Origin of the sequence: Christensenella sp. MSJ-20 (genome assembly GCF_044357945.1) — a bacterium.
In the GTDB taxonomy this organism is placed as follows: Bacteria; Bacillota; Clostridia; order Christensenellales; family QAND01; genus QAND01.
In genome coordinates, this window is the sequence record NZ_CP076563.1 from 1,667,753 (window position 1) to 1,692,351 (window position 24,599).

Consider the following 24,599-nt stretch of genomic DNA (forward strand, 5'->3'; position numbering starts at 1 on the left):
ATATTAATGTATAATTTTTTATCTATGTTGGAAGGAGGGGACTGCTATGCCAAGAGCTTATTCCCTTGAGAATACCAGGAACATCGGGATCATGGCGCACATCGACGCCGGAAAGACCACCACCACCGAACGGATCCTGTTCTATACCGGAAAGATCCACCGAACCGGAGAGACCCATGAGGGCAGCGCCACCATGGACTTTATGGTCCAGGAGCAGGAGCGCGGCATCACCATACAGTCCGCCGCTACCACCTGTTTCTGGCGGGAAAAGCGGATCAACATCATCGACACACCGGGCCACGTGGACTTCACCGTTGAGGTGGAGCGTTCCCTTCGGGTGCTGGACGGTACCGTAGCGGTATTCTGCGCTAAGGGCGGCGTAGAGCCTCAGAGCGAGACCGTGTGGCGCCAGGCTGAAAAATACGGGGTTCCCCGGATGGCCTACGTCAACAAAATGGATATTCTGGGCGCGGATTTTTACCGGGTCGTGGATATGATGAAGGAGCGGTTGCAGGCCAACGCCCTGCCCATCCAGCTGCCCATCGGCAGCGAGGCCGATTTCGTGGGCGTGGTGGACCTGATCCGCAACTGCGCCTATACCTATGCCGACGACGGGGAGCAGACCCGTGTGGAGATTCCCGCCGAAATGGCCGACCAGGCGGAGGAGTATCGGAACGCCCTTTTGGAGGCCGTAGCCGAGACCAGCGACGAGCTTCTGGATAAGTACTTGAGCGGGGAGGAGCTTACGGAGGAGGAGATCATCGCCGCCATCCGCAAAGCCACCATCGCCAACGAGATGGTTCCCGTGGTCTGCGGCACCAGCTACCGCAACAAGGGCGTACAGTTGCTGCTGGATGCCATCGTGGACTTCATGCCTTCCCCCTTGGACATTCCTCCTATGCAGGGTACCAAGCCCGGCGATGAGGAGACCGAGGTGATCCGCCACGCCAGCGACGACGAGCCCTTTGCCGCCCTGGCCTTTAAGATCGTCAGCGATCCGTTTGTTGGAAAGCTGGCCTATGTGCGGGTTTATTCCGGCACCATCACCTCCGGCAGCTATGTGTATAACAGCACCAAGGGCCGTCGGGAGCGGGTGGGCCGTATTTTGCAGATGCATGCCAACCACCGGGAGGAGATCGACCAGCTTTACGCCGGCGACATCGCCGCCATCGTGGGGCTCAAGGATACCGGTACCGGTGATACGCTGTGCGCCGAAAACCAGCAGGTGGTGCTGGAATCCATGACCTTCCCCGAGCCCGTCATCCGGGTGGCCATCGAGCCCAAGACCAAGGCCGGCCAGGATAAGATGACCATCGCCTTGGTGAAGCTGGCCGAGGAGGATCCCACCTTTAAGGCCTATACCGACCAGGAGACCGGCCAGACCATCATCGCCGGCATGGGCGAGCTGCATCTGGATATCATCGTGGACCGGATGCTCCGGGAGTTCAAGGTGGAGGCCAACATCGGCAGCCCCCAAGTGGCTTACCGGGAGGCCATCACCAAGAAGGTCAAGGCCGAGGGCCGGTATGTGCGCCAGAGCGGCGGCCGGGGCCAGTTTGGACACTGCGTCATCGAGCTGGAGCCCTTGGAGCCCGGCAGCGGCATTGAGTTTGTTAACGCCATCGTGGGCGGCGTTGTGCCCCGGGAGTACATCCCGGCGGTGGAGGCTGGCATCCGGGAGGCGGCCGAGAGCGGCATCCTGGGAGGCTACGAGGTTGTAGACTTTAAGGCCACTCTTGTGGACGGCAGCTACCATGAGGTGGATAGCTCTGAAATGGCCTTTAAGATCGCCGGTTCCATGGCCTTTAAAGAGGGCATGGCCAAGGCGAATCCCGCCTTGCTGGAGCCCATGATGAAGTGCGAGGTTACCGTGCCCGAAGAGTACATGGGCGACGTGATGGGAAATCTGTCCAGCCGCCGCGGACATATCTCCGGCATGGAGGCCCATGGCGGTACCCAGGTGATCAGCGCGGTGGTGCCCCTTTCCGAGATGTTCGGATATGCCACCGATTTGCGGAGCAGCACCCAGGGCCGCGGTACCTTCAGCATGCAGTTCTCCCACTATGAAGAGGCGCCCAAATACATCGTGGATAAGGTGCTGGGCAAGTAACGGCACATATTCAATGATAAATCTGAAATTCAACTGATTTGAAGTCAAGGAGAGAGAGAAATGGCGAAAGCGAAATTTGAGCGGACGAAGCCCCATGTAAACATTGGGACCATCGGGCACGTGGACCATGGCAAGACGACGCTGACGGCGGCAATCACCATGGTGCTGAGCAAGCAGGGCCATGCGGAGGCGACGAAGTACGACGAGATCGACAAGGCGCCGGAAGAGCGGGAGCGTGGAATTACTATTAACACGGCGCACGTGGAGTATGAGACGGACAACCGTCACTATGCCCATGTGGACTGCCCCGGCCACGCGGACTATGTGAAGAACATGATCACCGGGGCGGCGCAGATGGACGGTGCGATTCTGGTGGTAAGCGCGGCGGACGGCCCGATGCCCCAGACCCGGGAGCACATTCTGCTGGCCCGTCAGGTAGGGGTGCCGTACATCATCGTGTTCATGAACAAGGTGGACATGGTGGACGACGAGGAGCTGTTGGAGCTGGTGGAGATGGAGATCCGGGATCTGCTGAGCACCTACGAGTTTCCCGGGGACGATATTCCGGTGATCCGTGGAAGCGCGCTGAAGGCGCTGGAGGCGGCGCAGAGCGACGCAGACGTAAGCAGCGATCCCTGGTGCAAACCCATCTTTGAGCTGATGGATGCGGTGGACAGCTACATTCCCACGCCGGAGCGTGCCAGCGATCTGCCGTTCCTGATGCCGGTAGAGGATGTATTCAGCATCACGGGCCGCGGTACGGTAGCGACGGGGCGTGTGGAGCGCGGAACGGTAAAGATCCAGGATACGGTGGAGATCGTAGGTCTGCGGGAGACCCGGAGCACGGTGGTAACGGGAGTAGAGATGTTCCGGAAGCTGTTAGACCAGGCCATGGCGGGCGACAACATCGGGGTACTGCTGCGGGGCGTGCAGCGTACGGAGATCGAGCGCGGGCAGGTGCTGGCGAAGCCGGGGACGATTCATCCCCACACCCATTTTAATGGTCAGGTATACGTGCTGACCAAGGAAGAGGGCGGCCGTCATACGCCGTTCTTCAACGGATACCGTCCGCAGTTTTACTTCCGGACCACGGACGTAACGGGAGTGATCAAGCTGCCGGAGGGCGTGGAGATGGTGATGCCGGGCGACAACATCGACATGGAGATCACGCTGATCACGCCCATCGCGTTGGAGGAAGGGTTGCGGTTTGCAATCCGTGAGGGTGGCCGTACGGTAGCCTCTGGCGTTGTCACCGGCGTTATCGAGTAAGCAAACGATGGTGATTTGGCCATGGCTTGACGCCATGGCCAAATCTTTTTTTGAAAGAAATGCGAGAAAATTGACAACAACCCCTTTACAGAAGGGGCTTGTATCATTATAATCTATTATTGCTGCGCCATGTGCGCTTAGGGTTGAAGCGGGAGGTTGCCGGCCTCGGCAAGCCGGGTAATTCTCGCGGACCAGTCCGAAAATCGGGCGGCGGGTTCCCGCCGTAAAAAATTAAATTACGGCACACCCGGCACAGTGTACTTGGGAACCACGCATACAAGGAGGTAAAAATATGCCGAGTCAGAAGATCAGAATCAAATTGAAGGCTTATGACCACAATCTCATCGACCAGTCGGCGGAACGCATTGTGGACACCGCCAAGAGGAGCGGCGCTCAGATTTCTGGCCCCATTCCCCTTCCCACTCAGAAGGAGATCGTCACCATTCTGCGTTCCCCCCACAAGTATAAGGATTCCCGGGAGCAGTTTGAGATCAAGACCCACAAACGCATCATCGATATTTTGGAGCCCACCAGCAAGACCGTGGATGCTCTGATGAGGCTGGATCTGCCCGCCGGTGTTGATATCGAGATCAAGCTTTAATACGGGCCAAAGAGGTGATTTGACATGAAGAAAGCGATTATGGCAAAAAAGCTGGGTATGACCCGTGTATTTGCAGATGACGGCACCGTGGTCCCCGTGACCGTGCTGGAGGCCGGCCCCTGCTACGTGGTGCAGAAGAAGACCCTGGAGAAAGACGGCTATGAGGCCGTGCAGCTTGGGTTTGGCGCTACCCGTGAAAAGCTGGTCAACAAGCCCATGCGCGGCCATCTGAACAAGGCCGGCGTTGGCCTTCTTCGGAAGGTAAAGGAGTTTAAGCTGGACGATTGCGCCAGCCTAGAGCTGGGCCAGGAACTGAAGGCCGATGTATTCGCCAAGGGCGATGTGGTGGACGTGACCGGTATCAGCAAGGGCAAGGGCTTTGCCGGCAACATCAAGCGGCACGGCGCTTCCCGTGGCCGGATGACCCACGGCAGCGGATTCCACCGCGCCCCCGGCAGCATGAGCGCCAACAGCGATCCCAGCAAGGTGTTTAAATCCAAGAAGCTTCCCGGACACATGGGCAGCGTGCGGATTACCACCCAGAACCTGACCGTAGTGGATGTGGACGTTGACAAGAACGTCATCCTGGTAAAGGGCTCCGTTCCCGGACCCAACGGCGCTGTCGTATCGATCCTCGACGCCGCCAAAAACTGATCGTAAGGAGGATATGACCTATGCCAAAGGTTGCAGTATATAAAATGGACGGCACCGTGGCCGGGGAAATGGAGCTGAACGACGCCGTGTTTGGCGTTGAGCCCAACGAATCGGCCATTCACCAGGTAGTCGTTGCCCAGCTGGCCAACCGGCGCCAGGGCACCCAGAGCGCTCTGACCCGGGCTGAGGTCTCCGGCGGCGGCATCAAGCCCTGGAGGCAGAAGGGCACTGGCCGTGCCCGCCAGGGCAGCACCCGCTCTCCCCAGTGGAGGCATGGCGGCGTGGTATTTGCTCCCAAACCCCGGAGCTACCGTCAGGACGTGAACAAGAAGGTCCGGCGGCTGGCTATGTTGAGCGCCCTGTCCGCCAAGGTGCAGAATGGAGAGCTCATCGTGCTGGAGAGCCTTTCCTTTGAAAAGCCCCGTACCAAGGATATGGTGGCTGTGCTGGATGCCCTGAAGGTGGCGGAGAAGTCCCTTCTGGTGCTGCCCGGCCCCGACGCCAACGTGGAGCTTTCCGCCCGGAACATTCCCAGCGTGAAGACCACCCTTTGCGGCACCCTCAACGTATATGACATCGTCAATGCCCGGCGCTTGGTCATCACCCAAGACGCCGTCAACAAGGTAACGGAGGTGTACTCCAAGTGAAGAGCCCCTATGATATCATCCTGAAGCCCGTCATGACCGAGAAGTCCTACGACGGCTTGGCGGATAAACGTTATGCCTTCCTGGTTCACCCTGACGCCAACAAAACCGAAGTGAAGCAGGCCGTGGAGGCTGCCTTCGGCGTGAAGGTGGAGAAGGTCAACATCATGAACAAGCAGGGCAAGCTGAAGCGCCAGGGCCGGTTTATCGGCCGCAGGTCTGCCACCAAAAAGGCCTATGTGCAGCTCACCCCCGACAGCAAGACCATCGAATTCTTCGAGGGTATGGCGCAGTAACAGCAAAGAATTTGGGAGGAAACGGATATGGCTATCATCAAATATAAGCCGACTTCTCCGGCAAGAAGGTTCATGACCGTCACGGATTACTCCGTGATCACCACCAACGAACCCGAGAAGTCCCTAACTACCGACCTTCGGCATAAGGCCGGCCGCAACGCCCAGGGAAGGATCACCATCCGGCACCGGGGCGGCGGAGCCAAGCGGAAGTATCGGATCATCGACTTTAAGCGGAATAAGGACGGCATCCCCGCCAAGGTCGCGACCATTGAGTACGATCCCAACCGGTCCGCGTTTATCGCTCTTCTGCATTACGCCGATGGCGAGAAGCGGTACATCATCGCGCCCCTGGGGCTGAAGGTGGGCGACACCGTTATGAGCGGCGAGACCGCCGACATCATGCCGGGCAACTGCCTGCCCATCATCAATATCCCCCTGGGCACCATCATCCACAACATTGAGATCCAGGCCGGCAAGGGCGGCCAGCTCTGCCGGAGCGCCGGCAACAGCGCCCAGCTGATGGCCAAGGAGGGCAAATACGCCCAGGTTCGTCTGCCCAGCGGCGAGGTTCGGATGGTTCCCATGAACGCCCGGGCCACCATCGGCCAGGTCAGCAATGAGGACCACGAGAACGTGTCTTTGGGAAAAGCCGGCCGCAAGCGCCATCTGGGCATCCGGCCCACGGTCCGCGGTTCCGTCATGAACCCCAACGACCATCCCCACGGCGGCGGCGAGGGCAAGAGCCCCATCGGCCGTCCCGGTCCTGTTACCCCCTGGGGCAAGCCCGCTTTGGGCCACAAGACCCGGAAGAAGAACGCGCCCTCGGATAAGTACATCGTCCGTCGCCGCGGCGCCAAGTAAGAAGGAGGCTTTACTGATATGTCACGTTCTGTTAAAAAAGGACCCTATGTCAGCGAGCGCTTGTTGGGCAAAATCCGTGCCATGAATGAAGCCAACGAGAAAAAAGTGTTGAAAACCTGGTCCCGTGCTTCCACCATTTTCCCCGACATGGTGGGTCACACCATCGCCGTTCACGATGGCCGGAAACACGTGCCCGTATATATCATCGAAGACATGGTTGGACATAAGCTCGGCGAGTTTGCGCCCACCCGGACCTACCGCGGCCATGCCGGCAGCGAGAAGTCCTCTTCGTCCAGGTAAGGAGGACCAGTAGATTATGGCTACCAGACAAGATCAAAAGGCAAAAGCCAGAAAGGCCAACCGGGAGACCCGGCCCCATGCCGTGGCCCGGTATGTGCGCATCAGTCCCCGCAAGGTGAAGAGCGTCATCGATATGGTTCGCGGCAAGTCCGTGGCCGAGGCTGAGGCCATCCTCACCTATTCCCCCCGGGGTGCCAGCGAGGTGGTCGGCAAGCTTGTGAAGAGCGCAGCCGCCAATGCCGAGAATAACATGGATATCCCCCGGGATTCCCTTTACATCGCCGAGATCTATGCTGACCAGGGACCTACCCTCAAACGGTATCAGCCCCGCGCCCAGGGAAGAGCGTATCAGATCCTGAAGCGCACCAGCCACATCACGGTTATCCTGGATCAGGTAAGGTAGGAGGTATAATATGGGACAGAAAGTCAATCCCCACGGTTTTCGGGTCGGCGTAATCAAGGACTGGGATACCCGTTGGTTCGCCTCCAAAAAGGACTTCGCCGATTTCCTCATTGAGGATAATGAAATCCGCAAGTTCCTGAAGAAGAAGCTCTACGCTGCCGGCATCGCCCGCATCGAGATCGAGCGGGCGGTCAACAAGATCAGCGTGAATATCCACACTGCCAAGCCCGGCATCGTCATCGGCCGGGGCGGCACCGGGGTGGAGGCCGTAAAGGCCGATCTCGCGAAGCTCACCGGTAAGGCTGTGAATGTGAACATCATCGAGGTGAAGCATTCCGAGACCGACGCCCAGCTTGTGGCGGAGAACGTGGCCAGCCAGCTGGAGCGGCGGATTTCTTTCCGCCGGGCTATGAAGCAGTCCATCGGCCGGGCCATGAAGGCCGGCGCCAAAGGCGTAAAGATCACCTGCGGCGGCCGTCTGGGCGGCGCGGAGATCGCCCGGGTGGAGAGCTACCATGAGGGCAGCATTCCCCTGCAGACCCTGCGGGCCGACATCGATTACGGCTTCGCTGAGGCCCATACCACCTATGGCCGCATCGGCGTCAAGGTATGGATCTACAAGGGCGAGGTACTTGGAAAGAATTTGATCAGACCTGCTGTCAAAGCCCCCAATTCGGGCCGCAACCAGCGGCGTCAAGCTCCGGAAGGAGGCAGAAGATAAGATGTTAATGCCAAAACGCGTCAAACGGAGAAGGGTTCACCGCGGCCGTATGAAGGGCACCGAGTCCCGGGGCATCACCGTGGCCTACGGCGATTATGGCCTGGTAGCGCTGGATCCCTGCTGGATCACCAGCAATCAGATTGAGGCAGCCCGTATCGCCATGACCCGGTACACCCGCCGTGGCGGCCAGGTATGGATTAAGATATTCCCCCACAAGCCCGTCACCGAGAAGCCCGCTGAGACCCGGATGGGAAGCGGCAAGGGCAGCCCGGAGTACTGGGTGGCTGTGGTCCGGCCCGGCAAGGTGCTCTTTGAGATCGCCGGCGTGCCGGAGGAGACCGCACGTGAGGCCCTGCGCCTCGCCATGCATAAACTGCCTTGCAGGTGCAAATTCGTGAAAAAAGGCGAAGAATTCGCAGTGGGTGGTGAAGGATAATGAAGGCAAAGAAATTCCATGAAATGTCGACCCAGGAGCTCTTGCAGCAGGAGACCGAGCTGAAGACCGAACTCTTCAACCTCCGGTTCCAGCATGCCACCGGCCAGTTATCCAACCCGATCGTCATCAAGAGCACCAAGCGCGATATCGCACGGGTGAAGACCATCCTGCGGGAGCGCGAGCTTTCTGCCGCGAAATAAGGAGGTATGACCAATGTCTGATAATAGAGGCAATCGTAAGACCAGAGTCGGCGTGGTCGTTTCCGATAAGATGGATAAGACCATCGTGGTGGAAATGAAAACCAAGGTAACCCATCCCCTGTATAAGAAGACCATCAACAAGACCACGAAGCTGAAAGCCCACGACGAAGAGAACTCCTGCGGTATCGGCGATACCGTTCGGGTTATGGAGACCCGTCCCCTTAGCAAAGATAAGCGGTGGCGTTTGGTCGAGATCATCGAGAAGGCAAAGTAAGCCTTCAATATCTGAGAGGAGGCCAATGCCATGATTCAACCACAAACCAGGTTGAAGGTTGCCGATAATTCCGGTGCCAAAGAGATAATGTGCATCAAGGTTTTGGGCGGAAGCAAGCGCAAAACCGGCAATATTGGGGACGTGATCGTCGCGTCCGTGAAGAGCGCCACCCCCGGCGGCGCCGTGAAGAAGAAGGATGTTGTCCGTGCGGTTATTGTGCGCAGCACCTATGGCGTACAGCGGGCGGACGGCTCTTACATCAAGTTTGACGACAATGCTGCCGTCATCATCAACGACCAGAAGCAGCCCAGGGGAACCCGTATTTTCGGGCCTGTGGCGCGGGAACTGCGGGAAAAGGATTACATGCGGATCGTTTCCCTGGCCCCCGAAGTCCTTTAGGAGGTGCGCGAGATGAATAAACTCCATGTGAAGAAGGACGATACGGTAGTCGTCATTTCCGGCGTCTACCAGGGAAAGAAGGGTAAGGTGCTCCGTGCAATGCCCCAGGAGGGCAAGGTTGTGGTGGAAGGCGTGAACATTGCCACCCGGCACACCAAACCCCGTCGCCAGGGCGATGTGGGCGGCATCATCAAGAGCGAAGCCCCCATGTATGCCAGCAAGGTTATGCTCCTTTGCCCCAAATGCGATAAGGCCACCCGCATTTCTTACCGGATCCTTCCCGATGGGAAGAAAGTCCGCGTGTGCAAGAAGTGCAACGCCCAGATCGACTAAGGAGGAAACCATCGATGGCGGAAACTGTAAAGCCCCGTCTGCGGGTGCGGTATGAGCAGGAGATCATTCCCGCTCTGGAAAAAGAATTTGGATACAAGAACGTCAACCAGGTGCCCAAGATGGAGAAGATCGTCCTCAACATGGGCCTGGGCGATGTGAAGGATAACGCCAAAGGCCTGGAGGCCGCCGTGCGGGACCTGGAGACCATCTGCGGCCAGAAGGCCCTGGTGACCAAGGCCAAGAAGAGCGTGGCGAACTTCCGGGTGCGGGAAGGTATGAACGTTGGCGCTAAGGTGACCCTCAGGGGCGCTCGGATGTACGAGTTCATGGATCGGCTTTTGAACATTGCCCTTCCCCGGGTCCGTGACTTCCGCGGCGTTTCGGATCGGTCCTTCGACGGCAGGGGCAACTATGCCCTGGGCATCCGTGAGCAGCTGATCTTCCCGGAGATCGACTATGACAAGGTCGACAAGGTCCGGGGCCTGGATGTGGTGTTTGTCACCACCGCTCACACCGACGAGGAGGCCAGAGCGCTGCTATCGCACTTTGGCATGCCCTTCGCCCAGAACCAGTAAGGAGGATACCCACTTTGGCTAAAAAAAGCATGATCAATAAACAGCAGAGAGCGCCTAAGTACTCCACCCGGGCTTATACCCGGTGCCGCATCTGTGGAAGGCCTCACTCGGTGTTGCGTAAGTACGGCATCTGCCGTATCTGCTTCAGAGAGCTTGCCTATAAGGGCCAGATTCCCGGCGTGCGCAAGGCCAGCTGGTAAAGAGAAGGAGGAGTTCCCATGATCGTAACGGATCCCATTGCAGATATGCTCACCCGTATCCGCAATGCCTTGGTCGCAAAGCACGACACCGTTGAGGTGCCGGCGAGCAACATGAAGAAGGCCATTGCAGAGATACTGCTTGAGGAAGGATATATCAAGAGCTTTGAGGTGGAGGACGTGGCTCCCCAGGGCATCATCAAGATCGGCCTGAAGTACGGCCCCGACCGTACCGGCGTCATCGCTGGCCTGCGGCGGATCAGCAAGCCTGGCCTTAGGGTGTACGCCCGGAAGGACGAGGTTCCCCGCGTACTGGGCGGGCTGGGGATTGCGATCCTTAGCACCAGCCAGGGCGTGATGACCGATAAGAAGGCCCGGCAAAACAATATTGGCGGAGAGGTATTGGCCTACGTCTGGTAAGGCGTGGCTTATGGAGGTGTAGAAACGATGTCTCGTATAGGCAAAAAACCCATCGACCTGCCGAGCGGCGTCTCCATTACCGTGGACGATGCCAATACTGTGGCGGTAAAGGGTTCTAAGGGAGAGCTTTCCCTTAAAGTAAATCCCGAGATCAAGGTCTCGGTGGAAGGAAGCACCGTGACGGTGGAGCGTCCTTCCGATGAGAAGGAGTACCGGGCGCTGCACGGCCTGTACCGCACCTTGATCAGCAACATGGTGATCGGGGTATCCGAGGGCTACACCAAGGCTCTCGAGGTGGTCGGCGTTGGTTACCGGGCTCAGAAACAGGGCAACAAGCTGGTGCTGAACATGGGCTACTCCCATCCCGTAGAGATTGAGGAGTTCCCCGGCATCACCTTTGAGGTTCCGGCTCCCACCAAGATTCTCGTCAAGGGAATCGACAAGCAGGTTGTGGGAGAGACCGCCGCAAAAATCCGCTCCGTGCGGAAGCCCGAGCCCTACAAGGGCAAGGGAATCCGGTACGAGGGCGAGTACGTCCGCCGCAAGGTGGGCAAGGCGGGCAAGTAAGGAGGGTTAGCCATGATTAAGAAAGCGGATAAGAACGCAATACGCAAAAATCGGCATCGGCGGACCCGGAAGAACATCTTCGGAACCGCTGAGAAGCCCCGGTTGAACGTCTATCGCAGCACCAACCACATCTATGTGCAGTTCATCGACGATACCTGCGGCAACACCCTGGCTTCCGCCTCCACCCTGGACGCAGAAGTGAAGGCCAAGCTCAGCGATTGCGACAAGAAAGCTGCTGCCAAGATCGTTGGCCTGGAGGCCGGCAAGCGCGCCCTTGAAAAAGGCATCAAGACCGTTGTCTTTGACCGGGGAGGGTACCTGTACACCGGGCGTGTAGCCCAGGTGGCCGAAGGCGCCCGCGAAGCCGGACTGGAATTTTAGGAGGTACTTGAAGTGCGCATTGATGCTTCTAGCTTGGATTTAAAAGAAAAACTGGTTGCCGTAAACCGGGTAGCCAAGGTTGTAAAGGGCGGCCGGAACTTCCGCTTCACCGCTTTGATGGTGGTGGGGGATGAGAACGGCATCGTGGGCATCGGCCATGGCAAAGCCGCCGAGATCCCCGAGGCCATCCGCAAGGCCACCGAGGACGCCAAGCGCAACCTGGTGAAGATCCCCATCGTGGGGACCACCATTCCTCACGAGGTCAAGGGTCGGTTCGGCAAAGGCCTGGTTCTGCTCCTTCCCGCTGAAGAGGGTACCGGCGTGATCGCTGGCGGCCCTGTCCGCGCGGTACTGGAGATGGCCGGCGTGAAGGACGTCCGCACCAAGAGCTATGGTTCCAACAATCCCGCCAACTGTGCAAAAGCCACCTTACAGGGCCTAACCTCCCTGCGGAGCGCCGAGATGGTCGCCCGGCTGCGTGGCAAGTCCGTGGCGGAGATCATGGGCTAATAGGAGGGTGCCGCTATGTCTAAGATTAAAGTAACGCTGAAGAAAAGCCTGATTGGCGGAACGGAATCCATGCGGAGAAATGTGGAGTCCCTGGGGCTGAAGAAGATCAACTCCTGCGCCATTCACAACGATACCCCGGCCATCAGGGGGATGATCCATGTGGTTCGTCATCTGGTATCCGTGGAAGAGATCAACGAATAAAGGAGGGTATTGCGATGAATCTTCATGAGATTAAGCCGCCTGAAGGCGCCAAACGCGGCACGAAGCGCATCGGCAGAGGAATCGGCAGCGGCCACGGCAAGACCTCTACCCGGGGCCATAAGGGCCAGTGGGCCCGCAGTGGCGGCGGCGTCCGTCCTGGGTTTGAGGGCGGCCAGATGCCCCTGACCCGCCGGTTGCCCAAGCGCGGGTTTGTCAATATCTTCGCCAAGGAATACGCTATCGTCAACGTGGGCGATTTGGAGCGTCTTCCTGAGGGCACCCTGGTCAGCGCTGAGAGCCTGAAGGAGCTTGGCATGATCAAAAAGATCGGCGATGGCCTGAAGATTTTGGGCCGTGGCGAGATCACCAAAAAGTTGACGGTTTCGGCTGAAAAAGTATCTGCGGCCGCCAAGGAAAAAATTGAAGCCGCGGGTGGGAGCGTTGAGGTGAAGGCATAATGCTTGAGACCCTTAAAAATGCTTGGCGTACGCCGGATATTCGGCAGAAGATCCTGTACACCTTGCTGATCCTCTTTCTGTTCCGAGTGGGCGCGGACTTCATACCGGTTGCCGGTGTGAACGCCTCTTACATTGCCCAGCAGGTGGAGCAGTATGAGATCTTTGGATTTTTGAACCTCATGACCGGCGGATCCTTTGCCCAGTTCACCATCTTTGCACTGGGCATTTCCCCGTATATCACGGCGTCCATCGTGATGAACCTCCTGACCTTTGCCATCCCCGCTTTGGAGCGGATGGCCAAGGAAGGTGGGGAAGAGGGCAAGGAGAAGATCCAGCGGATCACCCGGTATGTATCCATCATTCTGGCCTTTGTGGAATCCATCGGCATCATGATGGGTCTGCGGGGCGCCCTGCTATCCACCAGCGTCTTTTCCTACATCACCATCGGCATTCAGCTGGCGGCCGGTTCGGCCGTTGTGATGTGGATGGCGGAGAAGATCACGGAAAAGGGCATTGGCAATGGCATGAGCCTGATCATTTTTGTGGGCATTGTGTCCCGTCTGCCCCTCTATGTGGTGGAGCTCTTTACCAATATCTTTAACGGAACCCAGAACGCATGGGTTCTGCTGCCCATCCTGGTGATTTCCGTGGGCATCGTGGCCGGCGTGGTCTGCATTGACAACGCCGAGCGCAGAATCACCGTCCAGTATGCAAAGCGGGTGGTAGGGCGGAAGATGTACGGTGGACAATCCACCCACATCCCCATGAAGCTCAACGCTTCCGGGGTGTTGCCCATCATCTTCGCCATGACCCTGCTGCAGTTCCCCCTGATGATCTCCCAGTTCTGGCCTCAGTCGGGGTTCACCATCTGGTATCAAGGGTTTATGTATTCCGGTGGGATTCCCTATTCCCTCCTGTATGGACTGTTGATCTTTGCGTTTAGCTTCTTCTACATGTCCATCTCCTTTAACCCCATTGAGATCAGCAAGAATCTGCAGCAGAACGGCGGGTTTATCCCCGGCATCCGGCCGGGCCGGCCCACCAGCGACTATCTTGCCAGGATATCCTCCCGGCTGACTTGTTTCGGCGGTATCTTCCTGGCCATCCTGGCCACGGTACCGACCATGATCGTATCCTTGATGGGATTCCAGATGGCCATGCAGGCCACCGGTGTCCTGATCTCGGTGAGTGTGGCCCTGGAGACCACCAAACAGCTGGAGACCCTTCTGTTGGTGCGCCACTATAAGGGCTTCCTGAAATAAGGGGGATTGGCCATGAATTTGATTTTACTAGGACCTCCTGGTGCTGGGAAAGGCACCCAGGCGGTTGGGATCTGTGAGCGCTATGGGATTCCCCATATCTCCACCGGCGATATTCTGCGGAACGAGATCAAGCAGGGTACCGAGCTGGGCCTTGCCGCGAAACGGTATATGGACGCCGGCGATTTGGTACCCGACGACGTGGTCATCGGTATCGCGGTGAACCGGATCGCCCAGCCCGATTGCGAGAAGGGATGGCTGTTTGATGGCTTCCCCCGGACCATCGCTCAGGCCATCGCCCTGGATGAAAAGGTGTCGGTGGATCTGGTGATCAACATCGATGTGAAGGACGAGGAGATCGTAGAGCGGCTTTCGGGGCGCCGGGTCTGCAAGCAGTGCGGCGCCACCTTCCATGTAAGCGCCATCGGGGACGCGTCCGCATGCAGCGTTTGCGGTGGCGAGCTGATCCAGCGGGCGGATGACAACGCCGAGACGGTGCGGAACCGCCTGGCGGTCTATCACCAGCAGACCAGCCCCTTGGTGGAATACTACCGCAAGAAGGGGCTGCTGGGCGAAGTGAAGGGCAATGGCGGCATCGAGGCGGTTTTTGAGGAGATTTGCCGCATCATTGACAACGCCAAATGATTAAGCTAAAATCACCCGAGAATATCGCTGCGATGCAGAGGGCGGGCCGCCTAGCCGGGGAAGTCCGGGAGGCGGTCAAGGCCTATGCCAAAGTGGGGATGACCACCCGGGAATTGGATCTATACGCCCGAAAGATCATCAAAAAGGGCGGCGCGGAACCATCCTTTCTTGGGTACAATGGATACCCCGCCAATATCTGCATCAGCGTCAATGAAGAAGTGGTTCATGGGATCCCGGGGGACCGGGTGCTCATGGACGGCGATCTAGTGAGTATCGACATCGGCACCTACCTGGGAGGATTCCACGGCGACACTGCCGACTCCTTCGTGGTGGGGAAGGCCAATCCGGAGGCGGAGGATCTTATCGCCGCTACCCGGGAATCCTTCTTTGTAGGCCTGGAGCTGTGCGTCCCGGGCAATAAGATTGGGGATATTGGCCACGCCATCCAGGAATATGTGGAGGACCACGGCTATTCGGTGGTTCGGGCCCTGACGGGCCACGGCATCGGTCGGAAGCTCCACGAGGATCCCGCGGTGCCCAACTACGGCCGGAAGCACACCGGCGACGTGCTGCGGCCCGGCATGACCATTGCCATTGAGCCCATGGTCAACGCTGGAACCCACCGGGTTTATGTACTGGATAATGATTGGACAATTGTATCGGCCGACGGACGATTGTCCGCTCATTATGAGCATACCGTGGCCATCACAGAGGGCGCGCCGCTCATCTTGACCAAGTGCGATTAGGAGGGGCGGAATTTTGCAGGCACCGGTGGAAATAGGACGCGTGGTAAAAAGCAAATCGGGGCGAGACAAGGACAGGTTCCTTGTGGTATACTCTTATGATGGTGGCAATTATGTCTACCTGGTAGACGGCGCCCTCAGAAAAGTGGCGTCCCCCAAGAAGAAAAAACTCATGCATATTGAGCCTACGGGTTGCAGGCTTGATAGATTGGTCCAAAAGCTCCGGGACCATGAGACGATCATGGATGCCGAGGTGCGGAAAGCGCTTGCGGCGGCGGGCTTTGGCAAAGACACCAAACCGGCGAATAAGGAGGGTTAACTTGTCAAAACAAGATGTCATCGAAGTCGAAGGTAAGGTTACGGATGCGTTTCCAAACTGTATGTTTGAAGTGGAGCTGCCCAACGGCCACAAGGTGTTGGCGCATGTTTCGGGAAAACTCAGAATGAACTATATCCGTATTTTGCCGGGCGACAAGGTAACCATCGAGCTTTCGCCTTATGACTTGACTCGCGGGCGCATTACCTGGCGGGGCAAGGGCAGAGGCTGATACGTTAGGAGGAGAAATACCATGAAAGTCAGACCTTCGGTTAAACCGATGTGTGAGAAGTGCAAGATCATCCGCCGCCATGGCAAGGTGATGGTCATCTGTTCCAACCCCAAGCACAAGCAGAAGCAAGGCTAAAGAATACGTCGTGGGGAGCGGCTGTAAAGGCCCCACTTGGTGGGTCCTTCCCCATGCCTTACATAGATCTTTTCGCCAATATATCAGGAGGTGTTCATTAACCAATGGCACGTATCGCAGGAATTGACCTGCCTAGGGAAAAGCGAGTCGAAATTGGGCTCACCTATATCTATGGCATTGGCCGTGCAACTGCCAATACCATTTTGGCTGCCACCGGCGTGAACCCCGATACCCGGGTTCGCGATCTCACCGAGGATGAGGTGGGCAAGCTTCGTGATTACATCGATAAAAACTTGAACGTGGAGGGCGACCTTCGCCGTGAGGTTCAGCTGAACATCAAACGCCTCATCGAGATCGGATGCTATCGAGGCGTCCGGCATCGCCGTGGTCTGCCGGTACGCGGTCAGAGCACCAAACAGAACGCCCGTACCCGCAAAGGTCCCAAGAAGACCGTCAGCGGCAGGAAGAAATAAGGAGGGAATGATCCATGGCTGCACCCAAAGCAAAACGGCGCACCACCAGAAAGCGTCGTGACCGTAAGAATATTGAGAAGGGACAGGTTCATATCCATTCCTCCTTCAACAACACCATCGTGACCATGACCGATACCTCCGGCAATGCCATCTCTTGGGCCAGCGCCGGCGGCATGGGCTTCAGAGGTTCCCGGAAGAGCACGCCTTTCGCTGCTCAGGTAGCGGCTGAGACCGCCGCCAAGGCCGCCAAGGAGCATGGTCTGAAATCGGTTGAGGTCTATGTAAGAGGCGTAGGCGCCAGCCGGGAAGCCGCGATTCGCGCTCTGCAGGCCGCGGGCCTGGAGGTTACCATGATCAAGGACGTAACCCCCATCCCCCACAACGGCTGCCGTCCGCCGAAGCGCCGTCGAGTATAAGGAGGAATCCATCCAATGGCTAGATATACCGATTCGGTCTGCCGGCTTTGCCGCCGGGAAGGCCAGAAACTGTTTTTGAAAGGAGACCGGTGCTACGGCCCCAAATGCTCCGTGGCCAAGCGTCCCACCCCTCCCGGCCAGCATGGTCAGAGCCGGAAGAAAGTGAGCCAGTACGGCATTCAGTTGCGTGAAAAGCAGAAGACCCGCCGTGCCTATGGCGTGCTGGAGAGCCAGTTTGCCAGCTATTTTGAGAAGGCCGTTACCATGAAGGGCATCACCGGTGAGAACCTTCTGTCCCTTCTGGAGCGCCGTCTGGATAATGTGGTGTACCGCCTGGGCTTCGGCGAATCCCGCGCCCATGCTCGCCAGATGATCAACCACGGCCATATCACCGTGAACGGCAAGAAGGTGGATATCCCCTCCTATATTGTCAACACCGGCGACGTGATCTCCGTGAAGGAGCGCACCGCCAAGAGCGAGTACTTCAAATCCATCCGGGAAGAGGGCGTCCGCAACCTTCCTAAATGGCTTACCTTGGATGCCGAGAACCTCAAGGGAAGCGTCATTGCCCTGCCGCAGCGGGATGACATCGACCTGACCATTGAGGAGCATCAGATTGTAGAGTTGTATTCTAGGTAATAATGGATAGAAGATACCTTTGGAAGGAGGGACCCCGTTGATCGAAATCGAAAAGCCCAACATTGAGTGCGTGGACATATCCGATGGATACGGTAAATTTGTAGTAGAGCCTTTGGAACGGGGATTCGGAACAACTCTTGGGAACGCCATGCGGCGGGTGCTGCTAAACAGCCTGCCCGGCGTGGCCGTGACCAGCATCAAGATAGAAGGCGTATTGCATGAGTTCGCCACCATTCCCGGGGTAAAGGAGGATGTGACCGATATTGTCCTGAACCTCAAAGGGCTATATGCGGTGTTGCATACCGATCTGCCCAAGGTGGTGCGCATCAACGCCCAGGGCCCCTGTGAGGTAACCGCGGCCGACATCATCGGTGACAGCGAGGTGGAGATCGTCAATCCCGATCTGCACATCGCCACCCTGAATGGCGACGCAGCTCTGGAGATGGAGATCACCCTGGAAAAGGGGCGGGGCTATGTGTTCTCCGATAAGAACAAGAAGCCCGGAACCCCCATCGGTGTGATCCCCATGGATTCCATCTTTACGCCCATCAAAAAAGTCAACTTCACGGTGGAAAACACCCGTGTGGGCCAGGTGACCGATTACGATAAGCTGACCCTTGAGGTGTGGACCAACGGCACCATCAAGCCCGACGAAGCCGTTTCTTTGGGCGCCAAGATCATCAGCGAACATCTGATGCTCTTCATTGGCCTGGCGGACAGCGTCTCCGGCGTGGAGATCATGGTGCAAAAAGAGGATGACAAAAACGACGGCATCCTGGAGAAGAGCATCGACGACCTGGATCTCTCGGTCCGCAGCTATAACTGCCTCAAGCGGGCCGGCATCAACACGGTGGAAGAGCTCACCAAGATGACGGAAGAAGACATGATGAAAGTGCGCAACCTGGGAAGAAAGTCCCTCGAGGAAGTTCAGCAGAAGCTGGCAGAGGTTGGCCTGTCCCTGCGTACCACTGATGAATAAAGAGGAGGATTGCTACAATGGCATACCGCAAACTCGGCAGGCCTTCTGATCAGAGAAAAGCGATACTTCGGACGCTGACCACCGCCCTTATTTGGAACGGCCGCATTGAGACCACCGAGACCAGGGCCAAGGAGGTTCGTTCCATCGCGGAGAAGCTGATCACCCTGGCTGTGAGGGAATATGACAACACGGTGACCGTGACCAAAAACGGCACCACCTATACCAACGACGCGCCCAGCAAGCTGGCCGCCCGCCGCGCCATGATGGCTTACCTTTACGATGTGAAGGAGCCCAAGGGCGCCAAGGAGAGCAAAAGCGATTATAAGGCGCGCACCAAGGATGTGAACCATCCTGTGGTGGAGAAGCTGATGCGGGATTATGGTCCCAAATACGCCAAGCGGGCTCAGGATCTGGGCCAGGGCGGCGGCTATACCCGGATCATCAAGACCGGCGCTCGCCGGGGCGATGCCGCTCCCATGGCGATCCTGGAGCTTCTATAACAGTCGGTGACGGGATAAAAGGGGAGGCGCAATGCCTTCCCTTTTCTGTATTTCTATGGTTTGCGAGGATATGAGATGGAGAATCCAGCGATTCAGCTAACCGGGGTTACCTACGCCTATGAGGACGGCGCTCCAGCGGTAAACCAGGTAAGCCTTGAGATCACAAAAGGCGAATATCTGGCGGTGGTGGGTAAAAACGGCAGTGGGAAGTCCACCCTGGCCAAGCTCATCAACGGGCTCCTCCTGCCGGACGAGGGGGAGGTCCGCGTCTTTGGCCTGTCCACCCGGGAGGAGGGCAGGATGCGGGATATCCGCCGCCAGGTGGGTATGGTGTTTCAAAATCCCGATAACCAGATTGTGGCCAGCATCGTGGAGGAGGATGTAGCCTTTGGGCCGGAGAATCTGGGCACCGCGCCGGCGGAAATCCGTCAGCGGGTCCAGGAGGCCCTTCGCGCAGTAGGCATGTGGGAATACCGCCGCCGGGCTCCCCACATGTTGTCGGGCGGTCAGAAGCAGCGGGTGGCCATTGCAGGGATTTTGGCCATGGAGCCGGCCATCATCGTATTCGATGAATCCACCTCCATGCTGGATCCCAAAGGCCGGGAGGACATCACCGCCATCATGGAGATGCTGAACCGGGAGCGCGGTATTACGGTGATCCACATCACTCACTCCATGGAGGAGGCCATGATGGCCGATCGGGTGCTGGTGATGGAATCGGGAAAAAATCTGATGCTGATGAAGCCGGAAGAGATCTTTTTGCAGCCGGTGGAGGTTCTGGTGGGCCTGGGCCTGGAGCTGCCCTTTGCCATGGATCTTTCCGCCCGGCTGCAGAGGGAAGGGCTGGACGTGCCCATGGGCATGGATTTGGATGGGTTGGTGGATGCCATATGCCGATTGAAGTAGCACATTTAAGCCATATCTACGGAAAGGGCACTCCCTTTGCGGTGGAGGCCGTAAAGGACGTATCCTTTACCCTTCAGGACGGGGAGTTCCTGGGGATCATTGGCCATACCGGCAGCGGGAAATCCACCCTAGCCCAGTATTTGAACGGATTGACCCTGGCCTCGGAGGGAACGGTGACGGTGGACGGCATGGTGCTGGATCAAAACCATGACCGAAAGGCTGTCCGCACCAAGGTAGGAATGGTATTCCAGTACCCCGAATACCAGCTTTTTGAGGAAACCGTCCGTAAGGACGTCTGCTTTGGCCCCCGCAATATGGGGTTCTCGGAGGAGGAGCAGGAGCGCCGGGCGGAACACGCCCTCTCCATGATGGGGCTGTCCATGGAGGAAATCGGGGATCAGTCTCCCTTTGCCCTGTCGGGCGGACAGAAGCGCCGTGTGGCCATCGCAGGGATTCTGGCCATGGAACCTCGATACCTGGTGCTGGATGAGCCAACTGCCGGCCTGGACCCCTTGGCCAAGGCCGCCATGCTGGACCTGATTCGCCGGCTCCACCGGGAGAGCGGCATTACGGTGGCCATGATCTCCCATAACATGGAGGACGTAGCCCTGTGTGCGGACCGCATTCTGGTGATGGACCGGGGGAGGGCCGCCATGCTGGGGGAGCCCGAGGAGGTCTTCTCCAGAGGGGAAGAGCTTCGGGCCATGGGACTGGATGTTCCCATGGGCTACCGGCTGGTGGAGGCCCTTTATGAGCGGGGGCTTCGGGTGCCCTATGCCCGGAGCAGAGAGCAGCTGGCCGGAAATATCGTCGCTGCTCTGAAGGGAGGAAACGGCCATGTTGGGTGATATTACCCTGGGGCAATATTACCCCAGCCAAAGTCCCATTCACCGTTTGGACCCTCGGGGCAAGTTGGGGGCTACCGCCCTGTTTATGACCCTGATCTTTCTGGCCCATGGAATCGCCGGCTACGGAATCATCACCGGGCTGCTGATTCTGGGGATCATCCTTGCTAGGCTGCCTCTCCGGGTGATCCTCCGGGGGCTGAAGCCCATTCTGTTCATCGTGGCCTTCACCTTTTTGCTGAACATCCTGTTCACCCAGAGCGGGGAGGTGCTGGTTACCCTTTGGTTTATCCGGATTACCCAGGGAGGACTCATCAGCGCCGTGCGTCTGGCGGTTCGGCTGATCCTTTTGGTGGTGGGAACCTCTCTCCTTACCCTGACCACCACCCCCATCGAGCTAACCGACGGCCTGGAGCGGGTTTTAAAGCCCCTTAACTGGGTGCGGTTTCCGGTTCACGAGATGAGCATGATGATGACCATCGCTTTGCGGTTCATCCCCACCTTGGCTGAAGAAGCGGACCGGATTATGAAGGCCCAGGCCGCCCGAGGAGCCGATTTTGATACCGGCGGCATCCTCCAGCGGGCCAAGGGGCTGATCCCTCTTTTGGTGCCTCTGTTTGTAGGCGCCTTCCGCCGGGCGGATGACCTAGCCACCGCCATGGAGGCCCGCTGTTACGCTGGCAAGGAGGGCCGAACCAGCATGAAGGAATACCATCTGAAATTGCCGGACTACCTGTTGTTGCTGCTGTTATCGGCCATCATCGCAGCGGTCTGCATTTGGGGGCTGTAGCATGCGGTACCGGGGAATCTGTGAATACGACGGTACGGAGTACGGTGGCTGGCAGCGGCAGAAGAACGCGCCCACGGTACAGGAGGAGATTGAGAAGGCCCTTACGGAGCTGCTGGGAAGCCCTATCGCCATCCATGGAGCCGGCCGCACCGATGCCGGGGTTCATGCCAGAGGCCAGGTGTTCCACTTTGACGGGGAGACCCGCATCCCCCCTGAAAAGCTGGCCTATGCCGTAAACTATCTTCTGCCCAAGGACATTCGGCTGAAGAAGACCGAGGAGGCGCCGCCGACGTTCCATGCCCGGTTTGACGCCAAAGCCAAATGGTACCGGTATCAGATTTACAACCATCCCTTTGCCAGCCCGCTGCGGGGACGGTATAGCTGGTATGTGCCTTTTGCGCCTCTAGACGTATCCCTTATGGAGCGGGCGGTGGCGCCCATCCGCGGGACCCATGACTTCGCTGCCTTTGCCGCTTCGGGCAGCCATGTGGAGGAGACCACCCGCACCATCCATCATGCTGCTGTTAGTATGGTGGACGGACTCATCACCTTGGACGTGGTGGGCAGCGGGTTTCTCTATAACATGGTGCGGATCATCGCTGGAACCCTGGTGGATATGGGACGGGGCAAGCTAGGGGAGGATACCTTTTCGGTGATGCTGGAGAGTTTGGATCGGAAGCGTGGTGGCATGACGGCCCCTCCCGGCGGCCTTTGTATGATGCGCGTCTTTTATACGGATCCGCCAGAGGAGCTCCCCCAGGAAGTGGAATAGCTGGAAAACCGCCTAAAATCCCCGGAAATGCCCAGAAAAGCGGAGATCAGCCCTTGACAGATGGCCCTAGGGTTATATAAAATATACAAGCGCCTTTGCACCATTAGCCCCGGAGCAGAGACCGCATCTAAAAATAATAGCGAATGCGAAGTGCCAGGGACCTGCTCATCCAGGGCGTTTCGCCGGGAGGAATTCATTCCATGAAGACATATATGGCCAAGGCTGAGGGCCTTGAACGCAAATGGTATGTCATCGATGCCGAAGGCAAGACCTTTGGCCGGCTGGCAAGCCAGGTGGCGGCCATCCTGAAGGGCAAGCATAAGCCCATCTATGCGCCCCATATGGATTGCGGCGATTTCGTCATCGTGACCAATGTGGACAAACTGGTTTTTACCGGCAATAAGCTGGATCAGAAGAAATACTACCGTCATACCGGCCACCCCGGCGGGCTCAAGGAAGTGGGCTATCGGGATCTCATGGCCAACAAGCCGGAGTTCGCCTTTACCAAGGCGGTTAAGGGCATGCTGCCCAAGAACTCCCTGGGACGGTCCATGTTGAAGAAGCTGAAGGTGTATGCCGGCCCCGAGCACAAGCACGAGGCCCAGCAGCCCCAGAAGCTGGATATTTAAGGAGGCGCGCGACAATGGCAAAGGTTCAGTATATTGGAACCGGCAGGAGAAAGAGCAGCGTAGCCCGCGTGCGTCTTCTCCCCGGAGATGGCAAGATCACCATCAACAAGCGAGATATCGAGGAGTATTTTGGCGGTCTGGAGACCCTCAAGATGGCCGTTCGTTCTCCCCTTGCCCTGGTGGGACTGGAGAATAAGTTCGACGTGTTTGTCAACGTATGCGGCGGCGGCACCACCGGTCAGGCGGGCGCCATCCGTCATGGCATCAGCCGGGCGTTGCTTCAGGCGGATGAGGAGCTGCGGCCCGCCCTTAAAAAGGCTGGCTTCTTGACCCGCGATCCCCGCATGAAGGAGCGGAAGAAGTACGGCCTCAAGGCCGCCCGTAGAGCTCCCCAGTTCAGCAAGCGGTAATCGAAGATGGATGCAAAAAAGCAGGCGTTGCGCCTGCTTTTTTTGTTGTCCTTCTGGCTTCCGCTTTTTTTCTGTCCATTGGGCATGCTATGAGGTATAATATGGTCATAAAGATAGCAATGACCGGCTTTGAGCCGGTCGGCGCTTTCTGTACCAAAGAGGTGAAAACATGAAGGATATCATCGTCATTGGCGGCGGCCCCGCCGGCATGACGGCGGCTATCTATGCCGCCCGGGCCGGGCTTAGTTGCTTGGTTTTGGAGATGGGCGTCAGCGGCGGCCAGATGGCTACCACTAGCACAGTGGAGAACTTTCCGGGATTTCCCAACGGCATTGGAGGCCCGGAGCTGAGCCAGGCCATGGCGGATCAGGTTAAAAACCTGGGCGGGGAGATCCGTTCCAGTCAGGCGGAGAAGGTGGACCTTGCCGGCGAGATAAAACGGGTCGTTCTAGGGGATGGCGAAGTACTGGAGGCTCGGGCGGTGATCATTGCCTGTGGCGCCAGCCCTCGCAAACTGGGCATTCCGGGAGAGGAACAGCTTCGGGGGATGGGCGTCAGCTACTGTGCCACCTGCGATGGGTTCTTCTTTAAAAATTTGGAAGTATGCGTGGTAGGCGGCGGGGATACCGCCGTGGAGGATGCCCTCTTCCTGGCACGAACCAGCAAAAAGGTCCATCTGATCCATCGCCGTGGGGAGCTACGGGCCGCCAAATCCCTGCGGAACCGACTGTTTTCCACGGAAAACATCGAGGCCCACCTTGGCTATGTGCCCACGGAGATCAAGGGGAAATTTGAGGTGGAATCCATGACCGTTCAAAACGTGGAGACCAAGCAGGAAGAGGAAATCCCCTGTCAGGGAGTGTTTGTGGCGGTTGGGCATATCCCCAACTCCCAGCTGATAAAGGGACAGATTGATTTGGATCCCGCGGGCTACGTCATCGCCCGGGAGGATCTTTCCACCAGCAGCCCAGGGGTATTTGTGGCGGGGGATATCCGCCAGAAGGACCTGCGGCAGATCATTACCGCTGCGGCCGATGGGGCCACGGCGGCTATTTCCGCCGAGCGCTATCTGCTGGATTAAACCATAGGAGGTAACTTTG

41 protein-coding genes are annotated in these 24,599 nt (G+C 57.9%); all 41 read left to right on the top strand.

Going from position 1 to position 24,599, the window contains the following annotated elements:
- Nucleotides 1-46: 46 nt before the first annotated feature.
- On the top strand, nt 47-2,110 hold the full coding sequence (gene fusA / locus KP626_RS08445) for an elongation factor G (protein ID WP_395976684.1): 2,064 nt from the start codon (nt 47-49) through the stop codon (nt 2,108-2,110).
- Nucleotides 2,111-2,170: 60 nt separating this feature from the next.
- Nucleotides 2,171-3,379, top strand: coding sequence for an elongation factor Tu (gene tuf, locus KP626_RS08450; protein ID WP_395976686.1), 1,209 nt, complete (start codon nt 2,171-2,173; stop codon nt 3,377-3,379).
- A 292-nt stretch (nt 3,380-3,671) separates the two neighbouring features.
- Nucleotides 3,672-3,980 (top strand): 30S ribosomal protein S10, encoded by a 309-nt coding sequence (gene rpsJ / locus KP626_RS08455; RefSeq protein WP_395976688.1) that lies wholly within the window; start codon nt 3,672-3,674, stop codon nt 3,978-3,980.
- Between the two features lie 24 nt (nt 3,981-4,004).
- Nucleotides 4,005-4,634 (top strand): 50S ribosomal protein L3, encoded by a 630-nt coding sequence (rplC, locus tag KP626_RS08460; RefSeq protein WP_395976690.1) that lies wholly within the window; start codon nt 4,005-4,007, stop codon nt 4,632-4,634.
- Nucleotides 4,635-4,654: 20 nt separating this feature from the next.
- Nucleotides 4,655-5,281: a 50S ribosomal protein L4 gene (rplD, locus tag KP626_RS08465; protein WP_395976692.1), complete on the top strand. Its 627-nt coding sequence runs from the start codon at nt 4,655-4,657 to the stop codon at nt 5,279-5,281.
- Entirely contained in the window at nt 5,278-5,574 is a 297-nt protein-coding gene (rplW, locus tag KP626_RS08470) for a 50S ribosomal protein L23 (RefSeq protein ID WP_395976694.1), read from the top strand. Before rplD ends, rplW begins: the two co-directional genes overlap by 4 nt.
- Before the next feature lie 27 nt (nt 5,575-5,601).
- A complete protein-coding gene (gene rplB / locus KP626_RS08475; RefSeq protein WP_395976696.1) occupies nt 5,602-6,435 on the top strand; it encodes a 50S ribosomal protein L2 in 834 nt (277 codons plus the stop codon).
- An 18-nt stretch (nt 6,436-6,453) separates the two neighbouring features.
- Complete coding sequence (gene rpsS / locus KP626_RS08480) at nt 6,454-6,735, top strand: 30S ribosomal protein S19 (RefSeq protein WP_395976698.1); 282 nt, start codon at nt 6,454-6,456, stop codon at nt 6,733-6,735.
- A 16-nt stretch (nt 6,736-6,751) separates the two neighbouring features.
- Nucleotides 6,752-7,138, top strand: coding sequence for a 50S ribosomal protein L22 (gene rplV / locus KP626_RS08485; protein WP_395976700.1), 387 nt, complete (start codon nt 6,752-6,754; stop codon nt 7,136-7,138).
- Nucleotides 7,139-7,148: 10 nt separating this feature from the next.
- Nucleotides 7,149-7,859 (top strand): 30S ribosomal protein S3, encoded by a 711-nt coding sequence (gene rpsC, locus KP626_RS08490; RefSeq protein WP_395976702.1) that lies wholly within the window; start codon nt 7,149-7,151, stop codon nt 7,857-7,859.
- A 1-nt stretch (nt 7,860) separates the two neighbouring features.
- Entirely contained in the window at nt 7,861-8,295 is a 435-nt protein-coding gene (rplP, locus tag KP626_RS08495; protein WP_395976704.1) for a 50S ribosomal protein L16, read from the top strand.
- On the top strand, nt 8,295-8,495 hold the full coding sequence (gene rpmC, locus KP626_RS08500; protein ID WP_395976706.1) for a 50S ribosomal protein L29: 201 nt from the start codon (nt 8,295-8,297) through the stop codon (nt 8,493-8,495). The genes rplP and rpmC overlap by 1 nt, the downstream gene beginning before the upstream one ends.
- 13 nt (nt 8,496-8,508) lie before the next feature.
- Nucleotides 8,509-8,769, top strand: a complete 261-nt coding sequence (rpsQ, locus tag KP626_RS08505) for a 30S ribosomal protein S17 (protein ID WP_395976708.1) — start codon at nt 8,509-8,511, stop codon at nt 8,767-8,769.
- Nucleotides 8,770-8,799: 30 nt separating this feature from the next.
- Nucleotides 8,800-9,168 (top strand): 50S ribosomal protein L14, encoded by a 369-nt coding sequence (gene rplN / locus KP626_RS08510; protein ID WP_395976710.1) that lies wholly within the window; start codon nt 8,800-8,802, stop codon nt 9,166-9,168.
- Nucleotides 9,169-9,180: 12 nt separating this feature from the next.
- Nucleotides 9,181-9,501, top strand: coding sequence for a 50S ribosomal protein L24 (rplX, locus tag KP626_RS08515; RefSeq protein WP_395976712.1), 321 nt, complete (start codon nt 9,181-9,183; stop codon nt 9,499-9,501).
- Between the two features lie 14 nt (nt 9,502-9,515).
- Nucleotides 9,516-10,076, top strand: coding sequence for a 50S ribosomal protein L5 (gene rplE / locus KP626_RS08520; RefSeq protein ID WP_395976714.1), 561 nt, complete (start codon nt 9,516-9,518; stop codon nt 10,074-10,076).
- A 14-nt stretch (nt 10,077-10,090) separates the two neighbouring features.
- The gene (locus tag KP626_RS08525; RefSeq protein WP_395976716.1) at nt 10,091-10,276 is read left to right on the top strand and encodes a type Z 30S ribosomal protein S14; all 186 of its coding nucleotides are present in this window, start codon (nt 10,091-10,093) and stop codon (nt 10,274-10,276) included.
- An 18-nt stretch (nt 10,277-10,294) separates the two neighbouring features.
- Nucleotides 10,295-10,693, top strand: a complete 399-nt coding sequence (rpsH, locus tag KP626_RS08530; RefSeq protein ID WP_395976718.1) for a 30S ribosomal protein S8 — start codon at nt 10,295-10,297, stop codon at nt 10,691-10,693.
- 27 nt (nt 10,694-10,720) lie between these two features.
- Complete coding sequence (gene rplF, locus KP626_RS08535) at nt 10,721-11,260, top strand: 50S ribosomal protein L6 (RefSeq protein WP_395976720.1); 540 nt, start codon at nt 10,721-10,723, stop codon at nt 11,258-11,260.
- A 12-nt stretch (nt 11,261-11,272) separates the two neighbouring features.
- Nucleotides 11,273-11,641, top strand: a complete 369-nt coding sequence (rplR, locus tag KP626_RS08540) for a 50S ribosomal protein L18 (protein ID WP_395976722.1) — start codon at nt 11,273-11,275, stop codon at nt 11,639-11,641.
- A 12-nt stretch (nt 11,642-11,653) separates the two neighbouring features.
- Nucleotides 11,654-12,151, top strand: a complete 498-nt coding sequence (gene rpsE / locus KP626_RS08545) for a 30S ribosomal protein S5 (RefSeq protein WP_395976724.1) — start codon at nt 11,654-11,656, stop codon at nt 12,149-12,151.
- A gap of 15 nt (nt 12,152-12,166) precedes the next feature.
- Nucleotides 12,167-12,352, top strand: a complete 186-nt coding sequence (gene rpmD, locus KP626_RS08550; RefSeq protein ID WP_395976726.1) for a 50S ribosomal protein L30 — start codon at nt 12,167-12,169, stop codon at nt 12,350-12,352.
- 14 nt (nt 12,353-12,366) lie between these two features.
- Nucleotides 12,367-12,810, top strand: a complete 444-nt coding sequence (gene rplO, locus KP626_RS08555; RefSeq protein WP_395976728.1) for a 50S ribosomal protein L15 — start codon at nt 12,367-12,369, stop codon at nt 12,808-12,810.
- Nucleotides 12,810-14,072 (top strand): preprotein translocase subunit SecY, encoded by a 1,263-nt coding sequence (gene secY / locus KP626_RS08560; RefSeq protein ID WP_395976730.1) that lies wholly within the window; start codon nt 12,810-12,812, stop codon nt 14,070-14,072. The genes rplO and secY overlap by 1 nt, the downstream gene beginning before the upstream one ends.
- Before the next feature lie 12 nt (nt 14,073-14,084).
- On the top strand, nt 14,085-14,714 hold the full coding sequence (locus KP626_RS08565; protein WP_395976732.1) for an adenylate kinase: 630 nt from the start codon (nt 14,085-14,087) through the stop codon (nt 14,712-14,714).
- On the top strand, nt 14,711-15,460 hold the full coding sequence (map, locus tag KP626_RS08570) for a type I methionyl aminopeptidase (protein WP_395976734.1): 750 nt from the start codon (nt 14,711-14,713) through the stop codon (nt 15,458-15,460). Before KP626_RS08565 ends, map begins: the two co-directional genes overlap by 4 nt.
- Nucleotides 15,461-15,473: 13 nt before the next feature.
- Nucleotides 15,474-15,776, top strand: a complete 303-nt coding sequence (locus KP626_RS08575; protein WP_395976736.1) for an RNA-binding protein — start codon at nt 15,474-15,476, stop codon at nt 15,774-15,776.
- Between the two features lies 1 nt (nt 15,777).
- Nucleotides 15,778-16,005 (top strand): translation initiation factor IF-1, encoded by a 228-nt coding sequence (infA, locus tag KP626_RS08580; RefSeq protein WP_395976738.1) that lies wholly within the window; start codon nt 15,778-15,780, stop codon nt 16,003-16,005.
- A gap of 21 nt (nt 16,006-16,026) precedes the next feature.
- Nucleotides 16,027-16,140: a 50S ribosomal protein L36 gene (gene rpmJ / locus KP626_RS08585; protein ID WP_395976740.1), complete on the top strand. Its 114-nt coding sequence runs from the start codon at nt 16,027-16,029 to the stop codon at nt 16,138-16,140.
- 104 nt (nt 16,141-16,244) lie between these two features.
- Complete coding sequence (rpsM, locus tag KP626_RS08590) at nt 16,245-16,613, top strand: 30S ribosomal protein S13 (protein WP_395976742.1); 369 nt, start codon at nt 16,245-16,247, stop codon at nt 16,611-16,613.
- 14 nt (nt 16,614-16,627) lie between these two features.
- Nucleotides 16,628-17,029, top strand: coding sequence for a 30S ribosomal protein S11 (rpsK, locus tag KP626_RS08595; RefSeq protein ID WP_395976745.1), 402 nt, complete (start codon nt 16,628-16,630; stop codon nt 17,027-17,029).
- A 15-nt stretch (nt 17,030-17,044) separates the two neighbouring features.
- Complete coding sequence (rpsD, locus tag KP626_RS08600) at nt 17,045-17,668, top strand: 30S ribosomal protein S4 (protein ID WP_395976747.1); 624 nt, start codon at nt 17,045-17,047, stop codon at nt 17,666-17,668.
- A 37-nt stretch (nt 17,669-17,705) separates the two neighbouring features.
- Nucleotides 17,706-18,647, top strand: coding sequence for a DNA-directed RNA polymerase subunit alpha (locus tag KP626_RS08605; protein ID WP_395976749.1), 942 nt, complete (start codon nt 17,706-17,708; stop codon nt 18,645-18,647).
- Between the two features lie 17 nt (nt 18,648-18,664).
- A complete protein-coding gene (gene rplQ / locus KP626_RS08610; protein ID WP_395976751.1) occupies nt 18,665-19,147 on the top strand; it encodes a 50S ribosomal protein L17 in 483 nt (160 codons plus the stop codon).
- Between the two features lie 75 nt (nt 19,148-19,222).
- On the top strand, nt 19,223-20,053 hold the full coding sequence (locus KP626_RS08615; protein ID WP_395976753.1) for an energy-coupling factor transporter ATPase: 831 nt from the start codon (nt 19,223-19,225) through the stop codon (nt 20,051-20,053).
- Nucleotides 20,038-20,901 (top strand): energy-coupling factor transporter ATPase, encoded by an 864-nt coding sequence (locus tag KP626_RS08620; RefSeq protein ID WP_395976755.1) that lies wholly within the window; start codon nt 20,038-20,040, stop codon nt 20,899-20,901. Before KP626_RS08615 ends, KP626_RS08620 begins: the two co-directional genes overlap by 16 nt.
- Nucleotides 20,891-21,688, top strand: a complete 798-nt coding sequence (locus KP626_RS08625; protein ID WP_395976757.1) for an energy-coupling factor transporter transmembrane component T family protein — start codon at nt 20,891-20,893, stop codon at nt 21,686-21,688. The genes KP626_RS08620 and KP626_RS08625 overlap by 11 nt, the downstream gene beginning before the upstream one ends.
- A 1-nt stretch (nt 21,689) precedes the next feature.
- The gene (truA, locus tag KP626_RS08630) at nt 21,690-22,460 is read left to right on the top strand and encodes a tRNA pseudouridine(38-40) synthase TruA (RefSeq protein WP_395976759.1); all 771 of its coding nucleotides are present in this window, start codon (nt 21,690-21,692) and stop codon (nt 22,458-22,460) included.
- A 200-nt stretch (nt 22,461-22,660) separates the two neighbouring features.
- Nucleotides 22,661-23,089: a 50S ribosomal protein L13 gene (rplM, locus tag KP626_RS08635; RefSeq protein ID WP_395976761.1), complete on the top strand. Its 429-nt coding sequence runs from the start codon at nt 22,661-22,663 to the stop codon at nt 23,087-23,089.
- Between the two features lie 14 nt (nt 23,090-23,103).
- Nucleotides 23,104-23,499: a 30S ribosomal protein S9 gene (rpsI, locus tag KP626_RS08640; RefSeq protein ID WP_395976763.1), complete on the top strand. Its 396-nt coding sequence runs from the start codon at nt 23,104-23,106 to the stop codon at nt 23,497-23,499.
- Between the two features lie 169 nt (nt 23,500-23,668).
- Nucleotides 23,669-24,580: a thioredoxin-disulfide reductase gene (gene trxB / locus KP626_RS08645; protein ID WP_395976765.1), complete on the top strand. Its 912-nt coding sequence runs from the start codon at nt 23,669-23,671 to the stop codon at nt 24,578-24,580.
- Nucleotides 24,581-24,599: the final 19 nt, after the last annotated feature.

What these genes read in the sequence shown, in the direction of transcription:
- fusA (WP_395976684.1), top strand. Translation starts at nt 47, where the DNA reads ATGCCAAGAGCTTATTCCCTTGAGAATACCAGGAACATCGGGATCATG.
- tuf (WP_395976686.1), top strand. Translation starts at nt 2,171, where the DNA reads ATGGCGAAAGCGAAATTTGAGCGGACGAAGCCCCATGTAAACATTGGG.
- rpsJ (WP_395976688.1), top strand. Translation starts at nt 3,672, where the DNA reads ATGCCGAGTCAGAAGATCAGAATCAAATTGAAGGCTTATGACCACAAT.
- rplC (WP_395976690.1), top strand. Translation starts at nt 4,005, where the DNA reads ATGAAGAAAGCGATTATGGCAAAAAAGCTGGGTATGACCCGTGTATTT.
- rplD (WP_395976692.1), top strand. Translation starts at nt 4,655, where the DNA reads ATGCCAAAGGTTGCAGTATATAAAATGGACGGCACCGTGGCCGGGGAA.
- rplB (WP_395976696.1), top strand. Translation starts at nt 5,602, where the DNA reads ATGGCTATCATCAAATATAAGCCGACTTCTCCGGCAAGAAGGTTCATG.
- rpsS (WP_395976698.1), top strand. Translation starts at nt 6,454, where the DNA reads ATGTCACGTTCTGTTAAAAAAGGACCCTATGTCAGCGAGCGCTTGTTG.
- rplV (WP_395976700.1), top strand. Translation starts at nt 6,752, where the DNA reads ATGGCTACCAGACAAGATCAAAAGGCAAAAGCCAGAAAGGCCAACCGG.
- rpsC (WP_395976702.1), top strand. Translation starts at nt 7,149, where the DNA reads ATGGGACAGAAAGTCAATCCCCACGGTTTTCGGGTCGGCGTAATCAAG.
- rplP (WP_395976704.1), top strand. Translation starts at nt 7,861, where the DNA reads ATGTTAATGCCAAAACGCGTCAAACGGAGAAGGGTTCACCGCGGCCGT.
- rpmC (WP_395976706.1), top strand. Translation starts at nt 8,295, where the DNA reads ATGAAGGCAAAGAAATTCCATGAAATGTCGACCCAGGAGCTCTTGCAG.
- rpsQ (WP_395976708.1), top strand. Translation starts at nt 8,509, where the DNA reads ATGTCTGATAATAGAGGCAATCGTAAGACCAGAGTCGGCGTGGTCGTT.
- rplN (WP_395976710.1), top strand. Translation starts at nt 8,800, where the DNA reads ATGATTCAACCACAAACCAGGTTGAAGGTTGCCGATAATTCCGGTGCC.
- rplX (WP_395976712.1), top strand. Translation starts at nt 9,181, where the DNA reads ATGAATAAACTCCATGTGAAGAAGGACGATACGGTAGTCGTCATTTCC.
- rplE (WP_395976714.1), top strand. Translation starts at nt 9,516, where the DNA reads ATGGCGGAAACTGTAAAGCCCCGTCTGCGGGTGCGGTATGAGCAGGAG.
- rpsH (WP_395976718.1), top strand. Translation starts at nt 10,295, where the DNA reads ATGATCGTAACGGATCCCATTGCAGATATGCTCACCCGTATCCGCAAT.
- rplF (WP_395976720.1), top strand. Translation starts at nt 10,721, where the DNA reads ATGTCTCGTATAGGCAAAAAACCCATCGACCTGCCGAGCGGCGTCTCC.
- rplR (WP_395976722.1), top strand. Translation starts at nt 11,273, where the DNA reads ATGATTAAGAAAGCGGATAAGAACGCAATACGCAAAAATCGGCATCGG.
- rpmD (WP_395976726.1), top strand. Translation starts at nt 12,167, where the DNA reads ATGTCTAAGATTAAAGTAACGCTGAAGAAAAGCCTGATTGGCGGAACG.
- rplO (WP_395976728.1), top strand. Translation starts at nt 12,367, where the DNA reads ATGAATCTTCATGAGATTAAGCCGCCTGAAGGCGCCAAACGCGGCACG.
- secY (WP_395976730.1), top strand. Translation starts at nt 12,810, where the DNA reads ATGCTTGAGACCCTTAAAAATGCTTGGCGTACGCCGGATATTCGGCAG.
- KP626_RS08565 (WP_395976732.1), top strand. Translation starts at nt 14,085, where the DNA reads ATGAATTTGATTTTACTAGGACCTCCTGGTGCTGGGAAAGGCACCCAG.
- map (WP_395976734.1), top strand. Translation starts at nt 14,711, where the DNA reads ATGATTAAGCTAAAATCACCCGAGAATATCGCTGCGATGCAGAGGGCG.
- rpmJ (WP_395976740.1), top strand. Translation starts at nt 16,027, where the DNA reads ATGAAAGTCAGACCTTCGGTTAAACCGATGTGTGAGAAGTGCAAGATC.
- rpsM (WP_395976742.1), top strand. Translation starts at nt 16,245, where the DNA reads ATGGCACGTATCGCAGGAATTGACCTGCCTAGGGAAAAGCGAGTCGAA.
- rpsK (WP_395976745.1), top strand. Translation starts at nt 16,628, where the DNA reads ATGGCTGCACCCAAAGCAAAACGGCGCACCACCAGAAAGCGTCGTGAC.
- rpsD (WP_395976747.1), top strand. Translation starts at nt 17,045, where the DNA reads ATGGCTAGATATACCGATTCGGTCTGCCGGCTTTGCCGCCGGGAAGGC.
- rplQ (WP_395976751.1), top strand. Translation starts at nt 18,665, where the DNA reads ATGGCATACCGCAAACTCGGCAGGCCTTCTGATCAGAGAAAAGCGATA.
- KP626_RS08615 (WP_395976753.1), top strand. Translation starts at nt 19,223, where the DNA reads ATGGAGAATCCAGCGATTCAGCTAACCGGGGTTACCTACGCCTATGAG.
- KP626_RS08620 (WP_395976755.1), top strand. Translation starts at nt 20,038, where the DNA reads ATGCCGATTGAAGTAGCACATTTAAGCCATATCTACGGAAAGGGCACT.
- KP626_RS08625 (WP_395976757.1), top strand. Translation starts at nt 20,891, where the DNA reads ATGTTGGGTGATATTACCCTGGGGCAATATTACCCCAGCCAAAGTCCC.
- truA (WP_395976759.1), top strand. Translation starts at nt 21,690, where the DNA reads ATGCGGTACCGGGGAATCTGTGAATACGACGGTACGGAGTACGGTGGC.
- rplM (WP_395976761.1), top strand. Translation starts at nt 22,661, where the DNA reads ATGAAGACATATATGGCCAAGGCTGAGGGCCTTGAACGCAAATGGTAT.
- rpsI (WP_395976763.1), top strand. Translation starts at nt 23,104, where the DNA reads ATGGCAAAGGTTCAGTATATTGGAACCGGCAGGAGAAAGAGCAGCGTA.
- trxB (WP_395976765.1), top strand. Translation starts at nt 23,669, where the DNA reads ATGAAGGATATCATCGTCATTGGCGGCGGCCCCGCCGGCATGACGGCG.